This is a genomic window from Nocardia sp. NPDC050175 (genome assembly GCF_044459885.1).
In the GTDB taxonomy this organism is placed as follows: domain Bacteria; phylum Actinomycetota; class Actinomycetes; order Mycobacteriales; family Mycobacteriaceae; genus Nocardia.
In genome coordinates, this window is the sequence record NZ_JBITJI010000002.1 from 937,748 (window position 1) to 960,454 (window position 22,707).

Consider the following 22,707-nt stretch of genomic DNA (forward strand, 5'->3'; position numbering starts at 1 on the left):
CGAGGTCTACGAGCCCAAGGTTGTGCGTTCAAAGACGCCCTGGGGTGTGCGGTCCCCGAGGTTTTCGGCGGTTCGGGGGATGCCGGCAGTGCTAGGCGCGTGAGGCGGGGTTCCCGGCCTTCTCTACCGCGGCTTGGTCTGGCGGAGGTGATGGTTGGGAGCGGGAGGACTGGCCGTGGTGCTGTTCTCGAGCGCTTTTGCGGGAGTGAGGCTGTCGCGTCGGGGTTTCGAGGCCACTGGATGCCCGATGCGCACTCTTTGTTCTGGCCGAACACCCTTTGTTCAACCCTCACACTCGCTGTACCGGGTGTGAGGGTTGAACAAAGGGTGCGGCTGAGGCAAGGGCGTGCTTGCTCTCCTGCGTTCGGGGAGGGCGGGGTGCTGGGCCCTGTCGCGAGCCTGCGGCTGAGCGGGTCAGTCGGTTTCGCCGGACTGCCACGGGCTGCCTACGCCGGGGTTCGCGGACGTGCCCGAATTCTGCCGGGGCGGCATCGGCAGGAGTGAGTGCGCGGGCGCCTGGGTCGGCGCGGTTCGCTGGTTCGGCGTGGTGGGCCGGTTCTTGTCCTGGCCCGACGAACCCGGTTGTGGCCCAGCGGAGTTGCCGAACAGCGGGCCGAGCAGCTCCGGGAACGGGATCACCGGGAGGTTCGGGTCGGGGCGCAGCGTCGGCTGGGTCGGCGGGGTGGCGGGCGTCGTGGTCGGGGTGCTGGACGGGGTGCCGTGGTCCTGGGTGATCGACGGAATGTTGCCGCCCGGTGGACGATTGGTGCTTTCCTGATTCCGCCCACCGGTCGCGGTGCCCGCCCCGGTCGGTGCCACGATGCTGCCCGGGGCCGGCGGCAGCTGCGACACGCTGCTCGTGGTGCCCGCGGGGGAGACCTCGTCGTCCGAGGTGGGCGCGAAGGTCTTCACGCCGTAGCCGATGATCAGCCCGACCACCACGATCGCCCCGGCCAGCGTGCCGACCACCTTGGTGAAGGTGCCGACCGGCGCGTCGGAGCCGAGCGCGGCCACCGGGAACACCGACGGCTGCACCGAATCGGCCACCAGCGCGGCGCCTTTGGCGATCACGGCGTCGGGGTCCTCGACGGTGAACACCGGGACGTCCAGTTGCGCGGCGAGCGTGTCGACCACGGCGGGGATGTTGGCTCCGCCGCCGATCACCGTCACCGCCTGCGGGAACTTGGGCGCCCTGGCGAACACGGCGGCGGCGAACACGGCCGTCTCGCGCAGCAGATCAGCGATCAGCTCCTCGAAGTCGGCCCTGGTCAACTTGAGCGGCCTACCCGCGACGTGGTCGATGGTGACGGCGGGCGCGATGGACAGGTGTTCCTTGGCCGCGCGGCCGCGATTGGTCAGCATGCCGCGGTTGGGGCGGGTGCCGCGCCGGGCGTAGTGCAGGTCGACCAGGTGGTGGTAGATGAGATCGTCGATGGCGTTGCCGCTGATCGCGATCGTGCGCTCGGACCGGAGCACGGTGCCGTCGGCCTGGTCGGCGACGGTGACGCTGAGTCCGGTGGCGCCGAGGTCGATGACGGCGACCGTCTCGTAGCGGTCGAGCAGGCCGGTGTGCCGCAGGTAGGTGAGTGCCGCGGTGCCCTCCGGGACCAGCCGCAGTTCGCGCTGCTTGCCGGTGGCCGCGCGGATCGCCTGCGCCTGCTCCTTGGTGCGGTAGGCGACGGCGACGCTGGTCGGCGGGCGACTGGTCGGCGATTCCAGGTTGCGCGGCTGCGCGCCGGCGAAGCGCGCGCCGACCGGATAGCCTGCGTCGTGCGCCAGCTGCGTGGTGGGCAGCTGGGTGGTCATCAGCTCGATCGAGGACGCGACGAGATCGCCTAGGTCGGAGTGGGCCGCGTCGGCGGACACGACGCGATAGTCGAAGCTCTGCGCGCCGTTCGACGCGGTGGCGACCAGCGCCGAGCACACGACCTCGGACCCGGCCGAGATACCGAGGGATGTTCGCATGTTCATTCACCTCCCTTCGAGCGGATGGTCTTGTGGCGCCGACCATCTCGAATGGACTGCCGAGTCGCCGTGTGGTCGACGGACGATCCGGACTGAAACCCGTTCGGTCCCGTTGTCCGGATGGGTCGCGGGGACCGGCGATGGATCACGTGTGGCTAGCTCTCTGGTGCAGCTCTGATGGCGCTGGTGTCTTCTATGACGCTGGGTGTTCGATGACGCCGGAACTTCGGATCACGCTGAGGTATTCGGTGACGCCGAGCGGTGTAGCGACGTACGTTCTGTGACAACCCCTGGTCTCCGACGGCACCGGTTCGTGACGAACACAGCGGTCGGACAGCGACCGTCGTCAATAGTGTCACAATCCGTTATCCGAACGTTACAGTTTTCCGGATCCATTGAAAACCCCTCCGGGCGTGCGTTGGGCGTGTCGGCGAACACGAAGGTTCGTGGCGATCTGAAATTGGCACATCCCGGCCTTGAGCGCTGGCACTCTCATGTATAGAGTGCTAGTCGGCACTGCTGATGTGCGCGGCCGGACTTTCGTCCGTCCGGTGCACTGAGCGTTGCCAGGCATTTTTGACTACTGAGCAGGGGTCCCGGCACCCGCGACGACGGGGCTATGCGACAGGGTCAGCATCAAAACCTGATACCGATGGTCTGGAACAACAGTTCCGGACGACATCCCCTGAAAGTGGAGGGCTCAACGTGGCGAGCGTGAACATCAAGCCGCTCGAGGACAAGATCCTCGTCCAGGCCAACGAGGCCGAGACGACGACGGCCTCCGGCCTGGTCATCCCCGACACGGCGAAGGAAAAGCCGCAGGAGGGCACCGTCATCGCCGTCGGCGAAGGACGCGTCACCGACAAGGGTGACCGCATCCCGGTCGACGTCAAGGAGGGTGACACCGTCATCTACAGCAAGTACGGCGGCACCGAGATCAAGTACCAGGGCGAGGAATACCTCATCCTGTCGGCGCGCGACGTGCTGGCCGTCGTCACCAAGTGACCCGCGCTCCGCGCGGTCGTTGCGGCGCGAGCCGCAATCGAGTGATGAACGCTCACCCGACCGCCGGGATCGAGTCGTCATGACACTGCCCCGGTTCCCCTGAGCGGGGACCGGGGCAGTCTCGTCTCAATCCAAGGAATAGGACTTATGCCAAAGCAGATCGAGTTCGACGAGAAGGCTCGCCGGGCTCTGGAACGCGGCGTCGACAAGCTCGCCGACGCCGTCAAGGTCACCCTCGGCCCGCGCGGCCGCCACGTCGTGCTCGCGAAGGCCTTCGGCGGCCCGACCGTGACCAACGACGGTGTCACCATCGCGCGCGAGATCGACCTGGAAGATCCGTTCGAGAACCTCGGCGCGCAGCTGGTCAAGAGCGTCGCCACCAAGACCAACGATGTCGCGGGCGACGGTACGACCACCGCGACCGTGCTGGCCCAGGCGCTGGTCCGGGCCGGCCTGAAGAACGTTGCCGCGGGCGCGAATCCGATCTCGCTCGGCTACGGCATCGCCAAGGCCGCCGACGCGGTCTCCGCCGCGCTGCTCGCCGCGGCCACCCCGGTGTCCGGCGAGAAGGCGATCGCACAGGTCGCCACCGTGTCCTCGCGCGACGAGGAAATCGGCGAGATGGTCGGCAAGGCCCTGACCGTGGTCGGCAAGGACGGCGTCGTCACCGTCGAGGAGTCCTCGACGACGCAGACCGAACTCGTTGTCACCGAGGGCGTGCAGTTCGACAAGGGCTACCTCTCGCCCTACTTCGTCACCGACACCGACAGCCAGCAGGCCGTGCTCGAGGATGCGCTCATCCTGCTGCACCGCGAGAAGATCAGCTCGCTGCCGGACTTCCTGCCGCTGCTGGAGAAGATCGCCGAATCCGGCAAGCCGGTGCTGATCATCGCCGAGGACGTCGAGGGCGAGGCGCTGTCCACCCTGGTGGTCAACTCGATCCGCAAGACGATCAAGGCTGTCGCGGTGAAGGCGCCGTTCTTCGGTGACCGTCGCAAGGCGTTCCTGGACGACCTGGCCGTGGTCACCGCGGGCACCGTGATCAACCCCGACCTCGGCATCAACCTGCGCGAGGCCGGCCTGGACGTGCTCGGCCAGGCGCGTCGCATCGTCGTCACCAAGGACGACACCACGATCGTCGACGGCGTCGGCTCCAAGGAAGACATCGCGGCCCGCGGCGCGCAGCTGCGTCGCGAGATCGAGGCCACCGACTCCGACTGGGATCGGGAGAAGCTCGAGGAGCGGCTGGCGAAGCTGTCCGGCGGCGTCGCGGTGATCAAGGTCGGCGCGGCCACCGAGACCGCGCTCAAGGAGCGCAAGTACCGGGTCGAGGACGCGGTGAGCGCGGCCAAGGCCGCCGTCGAGGAGGGCATCGTGCCCGGTGGCGGCTCCGCGCTGGTGCAGGCGGCCGCGAAGCTGATCGAGCTGCGCGACTCGCTGTCCGGCGACGAGGCCACCGGCGTCGAGGTGGTGCGGACCGCACTGTCGGCGCCGCTGTTCTGGATCGCCACCAACGCGGGCGTCGACGGCTCCGTGGTGGTCAGCAAGGTCGCCGAGGGCAAGGAGGGCTTCAACGCCGCCACCCTCACCTACGGTGACCTGCTGTCCGACGGTGTCGTCGATCCGGTGAAGGTGACCCGCTCGGCCGTCGTGAACGCGGCGTCGGTGGCGCGGATGATCCTCACCACCGAGAGCGCGATTGTGGAGAAGCCCGCCGAAGAGGCGCACGACCACAGCCACCACGGTCACAGCCACTGAGCTGAAACCAGAGAAGGCCCTCGGACGTCGCGTCCGGGGGCCTTCGTTTTACGAAATCAAAAGGGTTTCGTTTTTACGAGATCAAGAGGCTACGGGCGGTTGTTCGGCGGCGATGGCCGCGAGCAATCGGGTGCGCAGCGTGGCGGGTGGTTGGGTCGCCGTCGCGCTGGACAGCACGGCGAGCGCTTCTCTCGTCTGCCCGATCTCGGTGATGAACTCCGCGCGTAGGGCGGGGTCGTCGGTGTCGAGCAGTTCCTGCACCTCATGGTGATCTACGTCGTCGATCGATCCGAGCGCGACGGTGTGCGCGAGATCGACCTGGCGTTCATTCATCTCACGTCACCCCCAAACTTCTTTTGAGTCGTGTCAATCCGTCCCGAATTCGGGACTTAACGGTCGGTAACCCTACTCCGAGATACAGCGCGACCTCCGCGTAGGTCCGCCCGCCGTAGTAGGCGAGCGAGATGGCCTCTCGCTGGGTCTCGGTCAACGTCGCGAGTCCGTCGAGGACGGCCTGCTGTTCGAGCCTTCGCTCTACTTCTTCGGTTACCTCGTCGAATTCGTTACCGAGAACCCTTATCCCGTAGGCGACCTCGCGTTGGGTGTGCGCCTGCTCGGCGCGCACCCGGTCGACGGCCCGCCGGTGGGCGAGCGTCATCAACCACGTCACCGCCGATCCCTTGTCGGCGTCGAAACTGGCTGCCGTACGCCAGATCTGCAGGTAGACCTCCTGCGTCGTCTCTTCGGCGTAGCCGGGGTCGTGCAGGACGCGCAGCACCAGACCGAAGACGCGCGCGGACGTCCGGTCGTATAGCTCGGCAAAGGCTTCCTGGTCGGACTCGCCGCAACGATGTAGCAGGTCGGCGAGTTCGATGCTCTCGGCGGCGCGGGCCGTAACCGCAGAATCCACACCGGGTGGGAAGGCATCTCTTCGGAACGAGTCGCCCTCTGCGGCCGGCTGCCGCGTTGTCACAACGCTCCATTCTGTGTCATCGGTCACCACCGTAGCGGGTCGCTATGACCTCCCTTCGGCTGGGGTGTCGGCAAACCACCTGTGGCCCAGCGACTTTGCGGAAAACTTCGACACGCCAGGTGGCTCCAACAAGAGACACGCCGTGACACGCCGATAGCTAACCGCGAAACGCAGGGCTCGACAGGGTGTGCGGCGTCGGGTGGTCGCCGCCGCAGGCGTGGCGGTGGTGACCGCGTATTGCCTGCCGGTTGTTTGCTAGGGATTCGGTGCGCCACACCCCGCGGATGGGAACAATTTCAACTACACCGCCATGCGCCGCCGATTGCGGCGGGCGTGCATCTCGCGTTCGGTCTCGGACATGCCGCCCCAGATGCCGTAAGGCTCGCTGACTTTGAGGGCGTGGCTGCGGCACTGCATCAGTACCGGGCAGGCCCGGCAGATCTCTTTTGCACGCATCTCGCGTGCGGTACGGGCTCGGCCACGTTCGCCGTCGGGATGGAAGAACACGGCGGAGTCCTGCCCGCGGCAGGACCCTCGCATCTGCCAATCCCAGACATCGGCGTTCGGCCCGGGGAGGTGGGTCGGCATGGGCATTGTGTGAACTCCTCGTGGTGCGAGCTCGTCAGCGTTGTCGAGCAGTTGTTCTGCAAAGTGTGGTAGGCCACTGCGCTAGGTCGGCGGGTGCCCCTGTGCTCGCCCGTTGCGGTCGCTGCAATTTCGCGCGGCGCCGACCGTGGCGATGAGCTACGTTAGGTCCAGCCGCGAAATTCCGTCAATAGTTCGGCGCAGCAGTTTCCCAAATCTTAGGCTGCGAAATTTAACCTTTGAGCTGTTTACTTTTCGCATTGGTTCCGGCGATACTGATCGGTTGACCAGTGGCGCATGGCTCGCCGATGCTTCCATCCAGGACCTATTTCCGCTGGTAGACCCCATTTTTAGGGGCAATTCTCCGATCAGAGCTCCGCAGGGGCCGGGTGGGCGTGGTCACAGCGCCGCGCGGCGCCGCGTGCTGCGAGCAGATCCGAGATGGCGGAAACGGGGCGTTGAGGTTAATTGCGCGAAACGCGTGTGAATTCCGAACGCGGGCGCTCGGTGATTGCCGGTACGAGATTTACCTGATGGAAACATCGTATAGAGATCAGAAATGCTGAGTGGTTGCCGGTTGGTCGGGCCAGGTCTTTCTCCCGGCCATCTTGTCCCGGACCGGTATACAGTTTCGGCCGTGTTCGCACCTGCTCCGCTCGGAGATACCCGATTCGAGATACTCGCCGAGAGTGCCTTCGGCGCGCACCCCGGTCGCGCCGCTGCCGAGTTGCCGACCGCGCCCGACGCGCTGGGTTCTTGGTATCGGGCGGTGATTCTGGGTGGTCAGGGTCGATATGCCGCGGCACGCGCCGAATTGCGAATTGCCCGCGCCCACAGCACCGATCCGATTGTGCTTTCGCTGGCCGCGAGTACCGAGGGTTCGCTGCTGCGCCAGCTCGGCTGGCATGCCAGGGCCGCCGCCCTCGACGGCCGGGCCGCCGCCCTGCTCTCCGTGCGATCGATGGGTGACCGTGCCGTGGACGGGCCCTCCGACTATCCCTTCGGCCGCGGCGACGCGATCTGTGACGCGCTGACCGGTCTCGCGGCCGACGCGCTCGGCCTCGGCCGGGTCGCGCTGGCCTGGCGGCTGCTCGGCCGCGCTGCGGAAGTGGTGCCGGATGACCGGCTCGGTTGGCGGCCCGCCATCCGCAGGCAGTGGGTCAGCGCCGAAACCTCGCTCGCCGCAGGCGCTGTCGAGTCGGCAGGCACGTACGCGGCGGCGGCGCTCGAACTCGCCCAGCGCGGACCGTCGGTGCGGCATCTGGTCAAGTCCCGGCTACTGGTCGCCGCGGCGGCCGCGGTGGCGGGGGAGCACGACCGGTCACGCGAGCTCGCCGAGCAGGTTGCCGAGGAATGTCGCGAACATGGCATGTTGCCGTTGCGTTGGGCGAGCGCGATGCTGCGCGACGGGCTCGGCAGCCCCGGCGCCGCGGCCGAGGCCGAGGACTGCGCCGTGACCATCGTCCGACGTGGCGGTCGGTTTCGTCCGGCGACGGCGGCGCAACCGACCGGCTAGCTGTCGCAAAGCTTTTAAGCGGGACTACATCAGGTTGTGCAGGGCCTGTGCAGGGAAGGGCTCCCGTGCGGCCTCGCACATTCGAGCTCGCAAGCGCTCCCAGTTGCCTTGTTCCGCGCGCTGTATCGCTATTGTTAGATCCGTTCCGCCGCTTCGGCGGAAGCACTGGTCATCACCGACCGTGCCACTTGTAACGCCGGGAATCTCTCTGACGATGACGAACATGGGCGAAGAGTTGGACCTCGCCGTCACTGCGGCTGCGCAGGGCGACAGATCCGCTTTAGCTCAGGTGCTGGAGATGATCCGCCCGCTCGTGGTGCGTTATTGCCGCGCGCGGATCGGAGCCGCGGAGCGTGGGCAGCTCTCCGCGGATGACGTTGCGCAGGAGGTCTGTTTGGCCGTGATGACCGCCTTGCCCAGGTATCAAGACCTGGGCAGGCCCTTCATGGCCTTCGTTTACGGAATCGCTTCGCACAAGGTCGCCGACGCCCATCGCAATGCCGCCCGTAACAAGGCGGAGGCAATGGCCGAAGTACCAGATGTCATATCCACCGACCATGGTCCGGAACAACGAGCTCTCGAATCGGAGACGAGCAGGCAGATGAACCGTCTGCTCGCGACACTCCCCGAGAAACATCGAGAGATCTTGATCCTGCGATTGGTCATGGGTTTGTCAGCCGAAGAAACCGCAGTCGCCGTGGGCAGTACGGCGGGGGCGATACGAGTGGCCCAGCACAGGGCGCTCGCGAAACTGAAGTCTCAAGTGGCGAGGGCAGGTGAAATGTATGGCTAGGGATGGCGAGCGCGGTCGGGGTGACTGGAAAGCGCGGCTTGGATCGCGAAACAGCGGTCCCTACGCCGACGCGTCCGGAGACACCGGTCCGGTCGACATCGCCGCGGTACGCCGCGACGACGCGTTGATCGACGCTATCGCAAGCGATGGCCCGGTACGGACCGACAGCGCGGAGGAATATCAGCTCGCGACCTTACTCGCGGACTGGCGAGCGGAGCTCATCGCTCCACCGATGACCGCGGAGCCGGATCTGGATGTGATCGTCGCCGCGGTCAATCAGGAGATCGGCGCACGGCAGTTCCGCAACGGGGTGCAAGGCAGCAGCAGGCTGCGCTACATCCGTCCGCTGCTCGGGACCGCGGCGGCACTCGCCCTGGTCATCGGCGGTGTGACGGCGTTCTCGTACGGCTCCCAGCCCGGCGATCCGCTGTGGAATCTCAAGGAAGTCGTCTTCAGCCAGGCGGCGCAGAGCACCGTGGCGCAGCGGGCAGGCACCGATCTGGATGAAGCGGGGAAGCTGATCAACCAGAACCCGGCGCAGGCCAAGGCGCGGCTGGAGTCGGCGAAGGCGAATGCCGACCAGGTCGACAGCCCGGAGAAGCACGACAAGCTGATGACGGAGTGGCAGCGCCTCGTCGATCAGCTGCGGGCCAGCGGCTACGGCGATTTGGCCGATCAGCTGGATCAAGGCACCTCGGGTAAGCCGAGCGAACCGTCGACGAGCGTCAGTGTTACGCCGAAGCCGGTCCCGCCGGTCGACGCCTCGGTGCCGTCGACGGTCCTGACGAAGCCGAGTCAGCCGAGCGACAAGCCGACCGAACCCACCACCGAACCGTCCACGCCGCCGAGCGAGGACAAGCCGACTCCGCCGACGGTGACCACACCGCCGCCGACGGTGGAGCCGACCACCACGCAACCCCCGGCGACGCCGACCACCGTGTCCAAGCCCACTGTGGTGGAGCCGACCAACGACAACGGTGGCCAGACCCAGCAGCCGCCGACTCGGGTACCGACGCAAGGCAATCCGGGCACCACGTTCGTCATACCGCCCGGGTCCGGCGGCGCGGCGACGCCGAGCTAGCAACCCGCGAGAGAATCTCGAACAAGACAAGAACCGATTGCCGAGTGGCGGTCGGTTTTCTGTCTGTTCGGGGGTGTTATGCCCCGGCGATCAGGCTTCGGACATCGAGCATGAGTGCGTCGAAGATCACAGCGTGATACGCCACGTCACGCGAGCTCCCGGAAGGGACGCGTCATCGGTTCGGTGCCACGAACCTCAGTTGTCGAACCCTTCGAATCCGTCGCCGTGGAAGGCCTCGTTCATCGAGGCATCCGCGTATCCCCGGCAGTAGTCCCAGGTGACGTACGCTTCCGGCGTCGGATCGTAGGCGGGCTCGTGCGGGCGCACGGTGCCGTCCACCAACAGTTGAAGTAGGTTGGCGCGCAACATGTCCCAGTCGTGGTAGTGATCCTGCCGACAGTCTTCGCAGCTGACCACGAGTCCGCGGATTCCGCGGTGCGCTAGTAGCGCCTCGTAGACGGCTAGATCGGCGAGATCTTCCTCGACCGCAAGGCGCTCGTGGGGATCCAGCGGCTCACCGGGCTCGATGGCGTCGAGCGCGGCGGACGGGTCGGAGGGGTCTCCGGCGAACGGATCCGGCGGCAAGCCAGGTGGTAGATGGTCACGCACATCCCCACGGTACGCAGAACAGGGTGGTCTGCGCCAGCTATGTCGGCCGCAAGTTTCGCCGGTACTCACCGTTCCCCGGTCGACTTCGCCCCCGTGTCCTCCCCCGGCGCGTACCCTCTCCGGTCCCCGGCCGGCGCCCAGTGGGCTCACTTGGCCGACGAGTTTGCGGGACAGATACTATGGTCTCAGGCTCCGGCGAGCACCCGACACGATTCCCGGAGCCACCAGTCCATCCCATCAGCTGCGCGCGGCGCCGGTGACCCCGGCGCCGGTCGCTGTCGACGTCCAGGAGGGGTCGATCCGAATGAGTAATCCCGTATCGGGCGAACGCACCGCTGTACGCCCATCTACGGGTGGTGACGATCCGAACAAGATCGCCATGCTCGGCCTCACATTCGACGATGTGCTGTTGCTGCCCGCCGCCTCGGATCTCATCCCCAGCTCTGTGGAGACCTCCAGCCAACTGACCCGGGATATCCGGCTGCGGACCCCGCTGGTCAGTTCCGCGATGGACACGGTCACCGAGGCGCGGATGGCCATCTCGATGGCCAGGGCCGGCGGCATGGGCGTGCTGCACCGCAACCTGTCCGGCGCCGACCAGGCCGCCCAGGTGGAGACCGTGAAGCGGTCCGAGGCGGGCATGGTCACCGATCCGGTCACCTGCCGTCCGTCGGACACCCTCGCCGAGGTCGACGCCATGTGCGCCCGGTTCCGCATCTCCGGTCTGCCGGTGGTGGACGAGGTCGGCAGCCTTGTGGGCATCATCACCAACCGCGACATGCGGTTCGAGGTCGACCAGAACCGCAGGGTCGAAGAGGTGATGACCAAGGCGCCGCTGATCACCGCGCAGGAGGGCGTCACCGCGGAGGCCGCGCTCGGCCTGCTGCGCAGGCACAAGATCGAGAAGCTGCCCATCGTCGACGGCAACGGCAAGCTGCGCGGGCTCATCACGGTCAAGGACTTCGTCAAGACCGATCAGTACCCGAACGCCACCAAGGACCGCGACGGCCGCCTGCTGGTCGGTGCCGCGGTCGGTGTCGGCGACGACGCCTGGTCGCGCGCCATGACGCTGTCCGACGCAGGCGTCGACGTGCTCATCGTGGACACCGCGCACGGCCACCAGGCCCAGGTGCTGCAGATGGTCACCAAGGTCAAGGCCGAGGTCGGCGACCGGATCCAGATCGTCGGCGGCAACGTCGCGACCAGGGCCGGTGCCCTCGCCCTCGTCGAGGCGGGCGCGGACGCGGTGAAGGTCGGCGTCGGTCCCGGCTCCATCTGCACCACCCGCGTGGTCGCCGGTGTCGGCGCGCCGCAGATCACCGCGATCCTGGAGGCCGTCGCGGCCTGCAAGCCGCACGGTGTTCCGGTGATCGCCGACGGCGGCATCCAGTTCTCCGGCGACATCGCCAAGGCGATCGCCGCGGGCGCGTCCACCGTGATGCTCGGCTCGCTGCTCGCGGGCACGGCCGAATCGCCGGGTGAGCTGATCCTGGTGGGCGGCAAGCAGTTCAAGAGCTACCGCGGCATGGGTTCGCTCGGCGCGATGCAGGGCCGCGGCCAGGCCAAGTCCTTCTCCAAGGACCGCTACTTCCAGGACGACGTGCTCGCCGAGGACAAGCTGGTCCCCGAGGGCATCGAGGGCCGAGTGCCGTTCCGCGGACCGGTCAACCAGGTCATCCACCAGCTCGTCGGCGGCCTGCGCGCGGCCATGGGCTACACCGGCTCGCAGTCCATCGCGCACCTGCAGGACGCGCAGTTCGTGCAGATCACCGCCGCGGGGCTCAAGGAGAGCCACCCGCACGACATCACGATGACCGTCGAGGCCCCTAACTACACTGGTCGCGGCTAGTCCGCTTGATGTTCGTGTACGAGACCGCTTGGTCCGTGCATGATTGAGCGTGCCTACGGGTCTGCGTACAGAACCGATGGTCGAGCGGAGTTAGGGGCTCAGGTTCCTACCTGGCCGCCCATAGGTAAACCACTGGAGGCGCGAGTTTTGCGAGCGCCGTTCGCGGCCCGTCTCGTGTCCGAGTGGCCGAAGCGCATGCGCCGCAGGCGCTAGTCTCGGCCGCTCGGACACGAGACACCCGGGGGCCGCGAACACGCAGCGCCGCAGGCGCTGCAAATTAGACAAGGAGTACAGACGTGCGCGACATGGTCGAGATCGGCATGGGCCGGACCGCCCGGCGTACCTATGAGCTGGACGATATCGACATCGTTCCCTCGCGCCGGACCCGCTCGTCGAAGCAGGTGTCGCTGTCCTGGCAGCTCGACGCCTACCGCTTCGAGATCCCGTTCCTCACGCACCCGACCGACGCGCTGGTCTCGCCGGAGTTCGCCATCGAGCTCGGGCGCCTCGGCGGGCTCGGCGTCATCAACGGCGAGGGGCTGTGGGCCAGGCACGCCGATGTCGCCGCGAAGATCGACCAGTTGCTCGAGCTCGTCGGCAAGGGCGGCTACGAGCGGGCTGTCTCGCTGCTGCAGGAGCTGCACGCCGCGCCGATGCAGCCCGAGCTGCTCGCCGCCGCCGTCGCGCAGGTCAAGGCGGCCGGTGTCACCGTCGCGGTGCGGGTGAGCCCGCAGAACGCTCGCGCGCTGACTCCCGCGCTGGTGCAGGCCGGGGTCGACCTGCTCGTCGTGCACGGCACCATCATCTCCGCCGAACACGTCGGCGACGGTGAGCCGTTGAACCTCAAGACCTTCATCGCCGAGCTGGACGTGCCCGTGGTGGCGGGTGGCGTCAGCGATCACCGCACCGCGCTGCACCTGATGCGCACCGGCGCGGCGGGCGTCATCGTCGGCTACGGCTCGTTCCAGGGCGCGACCACCACCCGCGAGGTGCTCGGCATCGGCGTGCCGATGGCCACCGCGATCGCCGACGCCGCCGCCGCGCGCCGCGACTACCTCGACGAGACCGGCGGGCGCTACGTGCACGTCATCGCCGACGGCGACGTGGAAACGTCCGGCCAGCTCGCCAAGACGATCGCCTGTGGCGCGGACGCCGCGATGCTCGGCGTGCCGCTGGCGGTTTCCGCCGAGGCGCCCGGCCGTGGCTGGTACTGGCCGTCCGCCGCCGCGCACCCCTCGGTGCCGCGCGGCTCGCTGCTCGGCGTCGAGTGGGAGCTGGACGAGGGCACGGGCGACTCGGTGCGCCCCAGCCTGGAGCAGGTGCTGTACGGCCCGTCCGATGACCCGTTCGGCTCGCTGAATCTGGTTGGCGGCCTCCGCCGTTCGATGGCCAAGGCCGGCTACTCCGACCTCAAGGAGTTCCAGAAGGTCGGACTCAGCGTCCGCGGGTGAGCTTCAGCGTGCGTGTGACGGGGTGATCAGTTCGCGCAGGAACTGCCGCATGGCGATGTTGACCGGTTCGGGGTGCGTCATGGTGACCGCGAGCCGGGCGCCCGCGATCTCGACGTAGCTGGCGGCGGTGAGTCCCTGCGTCAGCTGCCTGGCCCGGTCGGGCGGGATGCCGCTGTCGGTGGCGTGAATCACCAAGGCGGGACAGGTGATTTCGGATAACCGCTCCAGCACCGAGTCCCGGCTGAGCAGGCAGCCCGCCGCGACCTCGATGCCGCGGCACTCGCGCAGCAACCAGCGGGTGGTCCAGATCGTGCGGTACCACTTGTCGTCGCCGATCAGCCAGGACGCCAGCTGGTTGACCGCCTGCTCGCGCGAGCCGTCGTCGTACCACTGCTCCAGGAACTGCTGGGTGGCGTCGGACTGCTCGGCGGTCGGGCCGTTGGCCTCGGTGCTGATCAGGATCAGCGCCGACACCCGTTCCGGCGCGATGAGCGCGGTGCGCAGCGCGGTGAAGCCGCCCTGCGCGGTGCCGCCGACCACCGCGCGTTCGGCGCCGAGGTGGTCGAGCACGGTCAGCGCGTCGCGCGCGGCCGTCCAATAGGTGAACGGCAGACCCTCGTCCCTGGTGCGGCCGTGGCCGCGCGCGTCCCACGAGACGATCCGGAATTCCGGTGCCAGCGCGGCCATCTGAGCCGCGAACATGGTCCGATCCATGAAGAATTCATGTGCTAGCAGCACCACCGGGCCGCTCCCGCCGCTGTCCTCGTAGTGGATGTCGGCGTCGATCGCGCGGGCGAATGGCACGAGCACGAGAATAGCCAGCGGCACGGGGGCGGGTGGTGCGATTTGCTGGCTCGCCTTTTTGCTTGCTGGAGCTGGGCACGGCGAAGCTGCTGTGCCGATGGTTCGCCCGTGTTGCCGCGTCACTAAACTGTGCTGGTGGCAGATACACAGAGACCGGTCCTCGTCGTCGACTTCGGCGCGCAATACGCACAGCTGATCGCCCGGCGGGTCCGCGAGTCGAGTGTGTTCTCGGAGGTGATCCCGCACACCACCACGGTGGAGGAGATCGCCGAGAAGCAGCCGCTCGCCGTGATCCTGTCCGGCGGCCCGTCCAGCGTGTATGCCGACGGCGCACCGCAATTGGACGCGCGGCTGTTCGATCTCGACATCCCCGTTTTCGGCATCTGCTATGGCTTCCAGGCGATGGCGCAGGCACTCGGCGGCACCGTCTCGCATACCGGCACCCGCGAATACGGCCGGACCGAGCTCAATGTGGACGGTGGCGTGCTGCACGGCGGCCTGCCCACCATCCAGCCGGTCTGGATGAGCCACGGCGACGCGGTCACCGACGCGCCCGCGGGCTTCGAGGTCACTGGCACCTCCGCAGGCGCCCCGGTCGCCGCGTTCGAGAACCGGGCCCGGCGCCTGGCCGGCGTGCAATACCACCCGGAGGTCCTGCATTCGCCGCACGGGCAGCAGGTGCTCAGCCGGTTCCTGCACGAGATCGCCGGCATCCGCGCCACCTGGACCCCGGCTAACATCGCCGAGTCGCTGATCACCGCGGTGCGCGAGCAGATCGGGGACGGGCACGCGATCTGCGGGCTGTCCGGCGGTGTCGACTCCGCGGTCGCCGCCGCGCTGGTGCAGCGCGCCATCGGTGACCGGCTGACCTGTGTGTTCGTCGACCATGGCCTGTTGCGGGCCGGGGAGCGCGAGCAGGTGCAGCAGGATTTCGTCGCCGCGACCGGTGCCAAGCTGGTGACCGTCGACGCGGTGGACAAGTTTCTCGGTGAGCTGAAGGGCGTCACCGATCCGGAAGAGAAGCGCAAGATCATCGGGCGGGAGTTCATCCGGTCCTTCGAGGACGCGGTCTCCGAGGTGGTGATCGAGCAGAACGACGGCGCGACACCGACGGTCGAGTTCCTGGTGCAAGGCACCCTGTACCCGGACGTCGTCGAGTCCGGCGGCGGCAGCGGCACCGCGAACATCAAGAGCCACCACAACGTCGGCGGCCTGCCGGACGACCTGGAATTCGAGTTGGTCGAACCGCTGCGCCTGCTGTTCAAGGACGAGGTGCGCGCCGTCGGCCGCGAGCTCGGCCTGCCCGAGGAGATCGTCGGCCGTCAGCCGTTCCCCGGCCCCGGCCTTGCCATCCGCATCGTCGGCGAGGTCACCGAGGATCGACTGGTCACGCTGCGGCAGGCCGACGCCATCGCGCGCGAGGAGCTCACCGCGGCCGGGCTGGACAAGCAGATCTGGCAGTGCCCCGTCGTGCTGCTCGCGGATGTGCGCAGCGTCGGCGTGCAGGGCGACGGCCGCACCTACGGTCACCCGATCGTGCTGCGCCCGGTGTCCAGCGAGGACGCGATGACCGCCGACTGGACCCGGCTGCCCTACGAGGTGCTCGAGCGGATCTCCACCCGGATCACCAACGAGGTGGCCGAGGTCAACCGAGTCGTGCTCGATGTGACCAGCAAGCCGCCGGGCACCATCGAATGGGAGTGAATCCCCACTAGCGCAACAAAAATGGCCCGTCCTTTCCAGGACGGGCCATTTTTTGTCCGGTTGATCAGCGGTGCCTGCGCGGAGACACCACCAGCACGATGCCGATGATGATGGCGGCGAGCACCACGATCCAGCCGATCGGGACCGCGCTGGACGCGGGCCACGACTCGGGGCCGACGAAGGCCCACGCGCTCACGCCGAGCGCGAGCAGGCCGATGATGAGCAGCGAGGCGGACGGGCCGCGGCGAGACTCGGTTTCGGTGGACTTGTCAGCCACGGTGTACCTCCGCGTTTCCGGCTCGGACGTTGATGTTCAGGTCGAGCACCGGAGCGCCCGGGGTGTTCGGCCCGGTGATGCCGTTGTCGCACTTGGCATTACCGACGGCAGCTGTGCAGTTGGCGCGCACGGTCATGCCCGCGGGCACCCATACCTGGAAGTCGCCCATCTGCACGTTGACATCGACGGTGCGATTCGCGGTCAGGTTCAGCTGCCGCAGGTCCAGCGTGCCGGAACCCATCGACACCCGATAGGTCGACTCCAGCTCACCGGCTGAGGTCGGCGTCCAGTTGTGTTCGCCCATCGCGCCGCGGTTGAAGTCGATCGGGCCGATCGCCGAGGCGAGCAGCACGAACCCGGCCAGCGGAGCGGTCAGCACCAGCAGGCCGTACCCGCGCCGCAGGAACGCGCCGAGCACCAGGCCGAGGCCGATCACCGCCAACGCCACCGCCGCGATCCGGCCCGGCGTCATCCACTCGACCCCCGAGGCGGCCAGCGCGCCCGCACCGGCGGCGGCGAGGATGGCCAGGCCGATGATCACCGGGGTCAGCCGGGAGCGTGGGCGCTTCGGCGGTGCGGCGACGACGGTGCGGACCGGGGTCGGCTCGGGCAGGTCCCAGGCGAGCGGGGCGACGCCGAGCGGGTCCCAGGACGGTGGGGTCGGGCGGCCGATGGTGGCCGGGGTCGGGGGCTTCAGCGCGGAGGTGCGGCCGGGTGCCGAGTCTTTGCTGAGCGAGGGGGTGTGGCCGGCTGCGGCCGATGTATCGGAAGTGGTCGAGCCCGAGCCGCTTCGGGTGTCGAGCACCTCGGTGGCGTTGTCGTTCTTGTCGAGCAGCACGGTGTCGGCTACGGATTCGTCTGGTGTGTCGCCCTTTTCGGGTCGCGCTCCAGCACTGTCAGCGCCCTTGTGCAGCAGGACGGTCTCCGCGTCGGTGGGCGGCACGTGGTCGCTCGGTCCGGAATCGCGGTGCGGCAGCACGGTTTCGGTGCCGCTCGGCGCCTCCGGGGTATAGGCGTCCGGCAACTTCGTATACGGCGTGTACATGCTGGTCGGCGGCACATACATATCGCCTGCGGTGCGCTGGGCGCCCTGCGGGAAGACCGCGCCGGGGTAGCCGGTCGCCATGATGCCGCTGTCCGCGACGAGCCCGCTGAACTCGCTGGTGGTGCCCGGCGGCGGCTCCGGATTGCGCAGGTGCAGCATCCACCAGCCCGCCAGCATCAAGGCCATGCTGATCAGCCCCGAGCCGCCGAGACCGACGCCGACCGGGCCCATCGTGCTCACCGCGATGGCCAGCGCGACGATCAACACGATCGTTTTGGTCTGCGACTGCGAGCTCTGCCCCTTGCCGACCAGCGACTCCGCCGCGGACGACTCGTCACCGGCGGCGCTGAACAGCAGCCAGGCCAGTAGATAGAGCACGACCCCGGAGCCACCGAATATCGCGGACACCACGAACGCCACCCGCACCAGCACCGGATCGACGTTGTACCGCTGCGCGAACCCGGCCGCCACGCCGGCGATCGGCCCCTGCCGAGGCAACCGCGCCGGGCGTGTCCGCCAGATCTGCTGGAGCTGGTCCCCGAAGCTCGTTTTCGTCATGGTTCCCATCCTGTGCCTGACCAGCACATCCACACATCGGGGAGAACCCTGAAGATTCTCCTGATCCTTTTGGAGCCGCATGGTCAAAGCAATCATCCGCTAAGTAGCGAAGATCAGGGGGATTCCTGATGGCTAGCTGTCGTCATGACGTGCCACTATCGAGAGCATGTACCCGTCTGCCCCCTCGTTCGACGCCCGAGGGTTCGATGCCGCGCGGGGGTTCGACGCCGGGCGCGGTTTCGGACCCGCGCCGGTGTCGCACCCGGCGCAGCCGCCGCATGCCCGGATGGCGCGGCGCTCGGGTGGGCGGATCGTCGGCGGGGTGGCCGGCGGGCTCGCCGATCACCTCGGGATCGACGTGTTCAAGGTGCGGATGGCCTTCGTGCTGTTGTCCGCGTTCGGTGCCGGCATCGTCTCCTACGGACTGCTGTGGATCTTCACGCCGGGCGGCTCGGATGTGACGAAGGCGTCCGGCTCCGAACGACGCCAGGCGATCGGGCTGGCGCTGCTCGGCATCAGCCTCGCCGTCGGCGTGTCGTGGCTGTTCAGCGGGACCGCGGCGAATGTGATCGCGCCCATCATCGTGGTCGCCATCGGCGCGGCGCTGGTGTGGCGGGAGTACGACGCGGACGGCCCGCGCTCGCTGCTCGGCCTGCCCGCGCGTCCCTCGGTGGTGACCTGGGCGCGCATCGTCGCGGGCGGCACGCTGATCGTGGCGGGGCTCGGTGTGGTGGTGCTGGCCAGGATCGATCTGAGCTCGCTCGGGTCCGCGTTGATCGCGGTGGCCGTCACGCTGGTCGGGGCCGGGCTGCTGACGGTACCGCTGTGGTTGCGGATGATGCGGGCGTTGAATGCGGAACGTTCGGCCCGCATCCGTAATGAGGAACGTGAGGAGATCGCCTCGCACCTGCACGATTCGGTGCTGCAGACGCTGGCCCTGATCCAGCGCCAGGCCGAGGACCCGCAGGAGGTGGTGCGGCTGGCCCGCAGCCAGGAGCGGGAACTGCGCAAGTGGTTGTTCGAGGATTCCGGTCCGGCGCAGTCCAGCCTGGCCGCCGCGCTGCGCACCATCGCGGGCGAGGTGGAGGACCAGCACGGCGTGAAGGTGACCCCGGTGACCGTCGGCGACGTGTCGATGGACATCGGCGAGACCGGCGCCGGCCTGCCGAAGGAGCACTTCACCGCGCTGCTCGGCGCGAGCCGGGAGGCGCTGGTCAACGCCGCCAAGCATGCGGGGGTGCCGGAGATCGACCTGTTCGCCGAGACCGAGCCGCACCAGGTGAGCATCTTCGTGCGCGACCGCGGCGCCGGTTTCGACACCACCGCGGTACCGCAGGACCGGCAGGGCCTGGCGAAGTCCATCCGCGGCCGGATCGAACGCCGCGGCGGACAGGTAGAGATCCTGTCCACGCCCGGCCGCGGCACCGAGGTGCGAATCACCATGCCGCGCACCGATTCCGGTGGTGAGGAACCGGCAGACGAAGCCAATTCGGCTGCTGTCTCGGAGGATCCGTCCGTGCACTATGCCGCAGGCGTACCGAATGGTGACCAGGTTTCTGCAACATGATCCAGGTCTCGCAGCGCCAGACTGATCGGGTGGACAGTTGATCGGCAAACCGGACAGCTGATTTCATGCGAACATGGGTAACTCGTCGGGTACGGGCTAACGTGCCTACTACATCACCGCCAGCCGCCAACGTTACTGACGCGGCACCTAGGTCTGGCTTAAATACGCGGAGAGGCGGATGAGTGTGACCGTGCGGGTCTTTCTCGTTGATGATCACGCAGTATTCCGGTCGGGTGTGCGAGCGGAGTTGAGCAGGGAAACCGACATGGAGGTGGTCGGCGAGGCCGGTGGGGTGGCCGAGGCGATCGCCGGTATCAAAGCGACTAATCCTGATGTGGTGCTGCTCGATGTGCACATGCCCGACGGTGGTGGTGTCGCGGTACTCGCCGGCATCGAAGAGGGACCGGTGTGCCTGGCGCTGAGCGTGTCCGATGCCGCCGAGGATGTCATCGCGGTGATCCGGGCGGGCGCCAGAGGCTATGTGACCAAGACGATTTCGGGGGCCGAACTGGCCGACGGTATTCGCCGGGTGTCCGGCGGCGACGCGGTGTTCAGCCCGCGGCTCGCCGGTTTCGTGCTCGACTCGTTCACCGGGAAATCGCAGGTGCCCGAGCCTCCGCTCGATCCGGAGCTGGATTCGCTGACCCCGCGTGAGCTCGAGGTGCTGCGGCTGCTCGCCCGCGGCTACACCTACCGCGAAATCGCCGAAAACCTGTTCATCTCGGTGAAAACAGTGGAGACGCACGCCTCCAACGTGCTCCGCAAGACCCAGCAGTCCAATCGCAACGCGCTCACCCGCTGGGCGCACCACCGCCGCATCGACTGAATCGGCAACCGCGTTGGTGGGCCGGGGTTTACATCACCGCGATGATGATCGCGATGATGATGATCAGACCGATCAGCAGGCCGACGGCGATCGCCAGCGGCGCGTTGCTCGCCTGCGGCAGCTTGGCCCGCTGCGGCGCGGGCACCGCCGCGGCGCCCGCCGGAGCGCGGTGCGGTCGGGGCAGCGGGGTCGAGTGCGGACTGCGCAGGCCGGACGCCGAATTCCGCGCCGCCCAGGCCGGAATCGTGCCGTCCTCGGTACGTACCGGCGCGCCGAGAATGTAGGGCCCGGTGCCGGGACCGAAGGCGGCGGTGAGGATTTCGTCCCTGGCCTCGGCCATCGTCGGCCGTCGCTGCGGTGCCGGTTCCAGCATGTGCAGCAGCGCCTCGGTCAGCATGCCGCTGCGGGTCGGCGGAATGATCTGCGCCATGGCCGCGCGATGCACCAGCACATCGCTGTCCTCGTCGAGACCGAACGGCGGCTGCCCCTCGATCGCGGTGTACAGCGTTGCGCCGAGGGAGAATACGTCGCTGGCCTTGGTCGGCTGCGCGCCGCGCGCCACCTCCGGCGGCAGGTAGGCGGGGGTGCCGGTGATCACGCCGTCGGGTTCGTCGGAGTGCTCGCCCGCGCCGCGCGAGATGCCGAAGTCGCTGAGCTTGGCCATGCCGACGATCGGACCGCGGTCGGCGACAAGGATATTGCCCGGCTTGATATCGCGGTGCGTGATGCCCGCCGCGTGCGCGGCGGCCAGCGCGTCGGCGACCTGCGCGCCGATCTGCGCTACCTCGATCGGCGGCAGCGTGTCGACCAGCGCGAGCGCCTTGGCCACGTTGCGCGAGGGCAGGTGCTCCATCACCAGCCAGGGCTCGCCCGCCTCCAGCACCACGTCGTACACGGCGATCGCGTGCTCGTGCGAGAGCTTGGCGGCGACCCGGCCCTCGTGCATGATCTGGGCGCGGATCTCGTTGGCCTCGGCCTCATCCAGCCCGGCCGTCGAGATGACCTGCTTGATGGCGACGTCCCGGTCGAGCAGCCGGTCGTGCGCGAGCCAGACCGCGCCCATGCCACCGCCACCCAGCTTCGACTGCAGCCGGTAGCGGCCGGCAACAAGATAGTCGGGGCCGACAATGGGACGAGCGCGTTCGGTCACGGTGCGAGGGTAGCGGAAAACAGGGTGGCCTACGGGGTTTGCTGACACGAACGGCCGCCGTTTCTATGCCTCGTTCGCAGTCGATCTGTCCGTCGGTGCCTGCCGCAGTGGTCGGCACGGTCGGCGGTGTTCGTCACTGTGACGGCGGGTTGTCCGGTTCGCCGCCGCGATAACGGCTGAGCAACTGACCGACCAGCGGTTACAACGGCATCGTTGCGAAATCGCGGTGGTGGGGGTGGGGCCTTGACGGAACCCGGGGGTCGGTTTCTACTGAGCAGGTATCGAACGTATATTCGATACGGATCGATAGCTGAATCGGTGCTGATCCCTCGTCAGGGGGGTCGTTCCGTGCGCGTCGCCTCGGGTCCATCGTGGGAAGTAGGTGGTAGGGATGGGTTCGGATGCGAAACCGCAGGAGGGGGCACAACCGCGGGCAAGGCCGCTCGAGGCAGGGCGGGAGAGCCCACCGACGCTGGCTGAGCTGCGCCGAAGAATGGCCGCGATACCCGGTCGCGGCGAGGCGGCGGCCGAGCGCATTCCGCTCGATGCCGAACTGCGCCGGGAGTCGCTTGCCGTGCCGCCCGCGCTCGCTGCGCTGTTGCCCGGCGGTGGCCTGGCGAAAGGTTCCGTCGTGTCCTACACCGGTGCGCGTTCGCTGCTCGCTGGCCTGCTCGCCGCGGTGACCGAGGACGGCGGGCATGCCGCGGTGGTCGGGGTGCCCCGGCTCGGCCTGCTCGCCGCGGTGGAGATGGGTGCTCAGCTGGAGCGACTGGCCGTGATCCCCGACCCCGGCCCGGACCCGGTGGAGGTGGCCGCCGTGTTGCTCGACGGCCTCGACCTGGTCGTGCTCGGCCTCGGCGGCGCCGCCGTCGCGCCCGCCCGCACCCGGGTGATCGCCGCCCGAGCCCGCAACAAGGGCGCCACCCTCGTGGTCACCGACGGCCGCTGGCCCGGCGCCGCCCTGTACCTCGACGCCCGCATCGCCGGTTACGCGGGCCTCGGTCACGGCCGCGGCCGCCTGCGCTCGCTCGGCCTCGAGGTCGAAGTGCGCGGCAAGGCGGGCCCGCCCCGCCGCGGTCGGCTGGACTTGCGCTCGAACTCCGGCCGAGTCGAATGGGCGTTGCATGAAACACCCACGCGCACCGCGATACCGGTCGATGCCAATGAGGCGGTCTCGTGACAGCGGAGCTC

20 protein-coding genes are annotated in these 22,707 nt (G+C 68.2%); 11 read left to right on the forward strand and 9 right to left on the reverse strand.

The features are described 5' to 3' along the window. Positions 1–414: 414 nt before the first annotated feature. Complete coding sequence (locus tag ACIBK2_RS09675) at positions 415–1,965, reverse strand: Hsp70 family protein (RefSeq protein ID WP_396965446.1); 1,551 nt, start codon at positions 1,963–1,965, stop codon at positions 415–417. Positions 1,966–2,670: 705 nt separating this feature from the next. Between ACIBK2_RS09675 and groES the strand changes: the two genes are divergently transcribed. Together groES and groL are read left to right on the forward strand one after the other, a co-directional pair. Continuing rightward, entirely contained in the window at positions 2,671–2,970 is a 300-nt protein-coding gene (groES, locus tag ACIBK2_RS09680; RefSeq protein ID WP_014981824.1) for a co-chaperone GroES, read from the forward strand. Positions 2,971–3,117: 147 nt separating this feature from the next. Continuing rightward, entirely contained in the window at positions 3,118–4,728 is a 1,611-nt protein-coding gene (gene groL / locus ACIBK2_RS09685) for a chaperonin GroEL (RefSeq protein WP_396965448.1), read from the forward strand. 81 nt (positions 4,729–4,809) lie between these two features. On the opposite strand, the gene ACIBK2_RS09690 is transcribed toward groL, so the two are convergent. The 3 genes from ACIBK2_RS09690 to ACIBK2_RS09700 form a co-directional block, all read right to left on the reverse strand. Then, entirely contained in the window at positions 4,810–5,061 is a 252-nt protein-coding gene (locus tag ACIBK2_RS09690) for a hypothetical protein (protein ID WP_396965450.1), read from the reverse strand. Position 5,062: 1 nt separating this feature from the next. Further along, a complete protein-coding gene (locus ACIBK2_RS09695) occupies positions 5,063–5,638 on the reverse strand; it encodes a sigma-70 family RNA polymerase sigma factor (RefSeq protein WP_150404215.1) in 576 nt (191 codons plus the stop codon). Positions 5,639–6,001: 363 nt separating this feature from the next. Continuing rightward, the gene (locus ACIBK2_RS09700; protein ID WP_014981828.1) at positions 6,002–6,295 is read right to left on the reverse strand and encodes a WhiB family transcriptional regulator; all 294 of its coding nucleotides are present in this window, start codon (positions 6,293–6,295) and stop codon (positions 6,002–6,004) included. Between the two features lie 628 nt (positions 6,296–6,923). On the opposite strand from ACIBK2_RS09700, the gene ACIBK2_RS09705 reads away from it, so the two are divergent. The 3 genes from ACIBK2_RS09705 to ACIBK2_RS09715 all read left to right on the forward strand — a co-directional run bounded on the left by ACIBK2_RS09705 (position 6,924) and on the right by ACIBK2_RS09715 (position 9,676). Next, entirely contained in the window at positions 6,924–7,802 is an 879-nt protein-coding gene (locus ACIBK2_RS09705) for a hypothetical protein (protein ID WP_396965452.1), read from the forward strand. A 214-nt stretch (positions 7,803–8,016) separates the two neighbouring features. Beyond that, positions 8,017–8,595 carry a sigma-70 family RNA polymerase sigma factor gene (locus ACIBK2_RS09710; protein WP_396965454.1) on the forward strand — a complete coding sequence of 193 codons (579 nt, stop codon included), beginning with the start codon at positions 8,017–8,019 and terminating at the stop codon, positions 8,593–8,595. Next, entirely contained in the window at positions 8,588–9,676 is a 1,089-nt protein-coding gene (locus tag ACIBK2_RS09715) for an anti-sigma-D factor RsdA (protein ID WP_396965456.1), read from the forward strand. Before ACIBK2_RS09710 ends, ACIBK2_RS09715 begins: the two co-directional genes overlap by 8 nt. Positions 9,677–9,871: 195 nt before the next feature. On the opposite strand, the gene ACIBK2_RS09720 is transcribed toward ACIBK2_RS09715, so the two are convergent. Further along, positions 9,872–10,285, reverse strand: a complete 414-nt coding sequence (locus ACIBK2_RS09720) for a DUF5319 domain-containing protein (RefSeq protein ID WP_357386417.1) — start codon at positions 10,283–10,285, stop codon at positions 9,872–9,874. Between the two features lie 304 nt (positions 10,286–10,589). On the opposite strand from ACIBK2_RS09720, the gene guaB reads away from it, so the two are divergent. Both guaB and ACIBK2_RS09730 read left to right on the forward strand, forming a co-directional pair. Further along, positions 10,590–12,134 carry an IMP dehydrogenase gene (guaB, locus tag ACIBK2_RS09725; protein ID WP_357386419.1) on the forward strand — a complete coding sequence of 515 codons (1,545 nt, stop codon included), beginning with the start codon at positions 10,590–10,592 and terminating at the stop codon, positions 12,132–12,134. Between the two features lie 296 nt (positions 12,135–12,430). Continuing rightward, positions 12,431–13,585 carry a GuaB3 family IMP dehydrogenase-related protein gene (locus tag ACIBK2_RS09730; RefSeq protein WP_396965459.1) on the forward strand — a complete coding sequence of 385 codons (1,155 nt, stop codon included), beginning with the start codon at positions 12,431–12,433 and terminating at the stop codon, positions 13,583–13,585. A gap of 3 nt (positions 13,586–13,588) precedes the next feature. On the opposite strand, the gene ACIBK2_RS09735 is transcribed toward ACIBK2_RS09730, so the two are convergent. After that, positions 13,589–14,389, reverse strand: coding sequence for an alpha/beta fold hydrolase (locus ACIBK2_RS09735; protein WP_396965461.1), 801 nt, complete (start codon positions 14,387–14,389; stop codon positions 13,589–13,591). 135 nt (positions 14,390–14,524) lie between these two features. On the opposite strand from ACIBK2_RS09735, the gene guaA reads away from it, so the two are divergent. After that, positions 14,525–16,093, forward strand: a complete 1,569-nt coding sequence (gene guaA / locus ACIBK2_RS09740) for a glutamine-hydrolyzing GMP synthase (protein ID WP_396965463.1) — start codon at positions 14,525–14,527, stop codon at positions 16,091–16,093. Between the two features lie 64 nt (positions 16,094–16,157). On the opposite strand, the gene ACIBK2_RS09745 is transcribed toward guaA, so the two are convergent. Beyond that, positions 16,158–16,370, reverse strand: coding sequence for a hypothetical protein (locus ACIBK2_RS09745; RefSeq protein ID WP_357386427.1), 213 nt, complete (start codon positions 16,368–16,370; stop codon positions 16,158–16,160). After that, a complete protein-coding gene (locus ACIBK2_RS09750) occupies positions 16,363–17,982 on the reverse strand; it encodes a PspC domain-containing protein (protein WP_396965466.1) in 1,620 nt (539 codons plus the stop codon). Before ACIBK2_RS09750 ends, ACIBK2_RS09745 begins: the two co-directional genes overlap by 8 nt. 157 nt (positions 17,983–18,139) lie before the next feature. On the opposite strand from ACIBK2_RS09750, the gene ACIBK2_RS09755 reads away from it, so the two are divergent. Beyond that, positions 18,140–19,540, forward strand: a complete 1,401-nt coding sequence (locus tag ACIBK2_RS09755) for a PspC domain-containing protein (protein WP_396965468.1) — start codon at positions 18,140–18,142, stop codon at positions 19,538–19,540. Positions 19,541–19,718: 178 nt separating this feature from the next. Beyond that, complete coding sequence (locus ACIBK2_RS09760) at positions 19,719–20,366, forward strand: response regulator (RefSeq protein ID WP_396965470.1); 648 nt, start codon at positions 19,719–19,721, stop codon at positions 20,364–20,366. Between the two features lie 28 nt (positions 20,367–20,394). Here the strand turns inward: ACIBK2_RS09760 and ACIBK2_RS09765 are convergent, their stop codons facing one another. Then, complete coding sequence (locus tag ACIBK2_RS09765) at positions 20,395–21,516, reverse strand: serine/threonine-protein kinase (RefSeq protein WP_396965472.1); 1,122 nt, start codon at positions 21,514–21,516, stop codon at positions 20,395–20,397. 391 nt (positions 21,517–21,907) lie between these two features. Between ACIBK2_RS09765 and ACIBK2_RS09770 the strand changes: the two genes are divergently transcribed. Then, positions 21,908–22,696 carry a hypothetical protein gene (locus ACIBK2_RS09770; RefSeq protein WP_396965474.1) on the forward strand — a complete coding sequence of 263 codons (789 nt, stop codon included), beginning with the start codon at positions 21,908–21,910 and terminating at the stop codon, positions 22,694–22,696. Positions 22,697–22,707: the final 11 nt, after the last annotated feature.

Bases quoted from the DNA above. Each gene is read 5' to 3' on its own strand.
- ACIBK2_RS09710 (WP_396965454.1), top strand. From the start codon at position 8,017: ATGACGAACATGGGCGAAGAGTTGGACCTCGCCGTCACTGCGGCTGCG.
- ACIBK2_RS09715 (WP_396965456.1), top strand. From the start codon at position 8,588: ATGGCTAGGGATGGCGAGCGCGGTCGGGGTGACTGGAAAGCGCGGCTT.
- ACIBK2_RS09755 (WP_396965468.1), top strand. From the start codon at position 18,140: ATGTACCCGTCTGCCCCCTCGTTCGACGCCCGAGGGTTCGATGCCGCG.
- ACIBK2_RS09700 (WP_014981828.1), bottom strand. From the start codon at position 6,295: ATGCCCATGCCGACCCACCTCCCCGGGCCGAACGCCGATGTCTGGGAT.
- ACIBK2_RS09690 (WP_396965450.1), bottom strand. From the start codon at position 5,061: ATGAATGAACGCCAGGTCGATCTCGCGCACACCGTCGCGCTCGGATCG.
- ACIBK2_RS09675 (WP_396965446.1), bottom strand. From the start codon at position 1,965: ATGCGAACATCCCTCGGTATCTCGGCCGGGTCCGAGGTCGTGTGCTCG.
- groL (WP_396965448.1), top strand. From the start codon at position 3,118: ATGCCAAAGCAGATCGAGTTCGACGAGAAGGCTCGCCGGGCTCTGGAA.
- ACIBK2_RS09760 (WP_396965470.1), top strand. From the start codon at position 19,719: ATGAGTGTGACCGTGCGGGTCTTTCTCGTTGATGATCACGCAGTATTC.
- ACIBK2_RS09770 (WP_396965474.1), top strand. From the start codon at position 21,908: ATGGGTTCGGATGCGAAACCGCAGGAGGGGGCACAACCGCGGGCAAGG.
- guaB (WP_357386419.1), top strand. From the start codon at position 10,590: ATGAGTAATCCCGTATCGGGCGAACGCACCGCTGTACGCCCATCTACG.
- ACIBK2_RS09750 (WP_396965466.1), bottom strand. From the start codon at position 17,982: ATGGGAACCATGACGAAAACGAGCTTCGGGGACCAGCTCCAGCAGATC.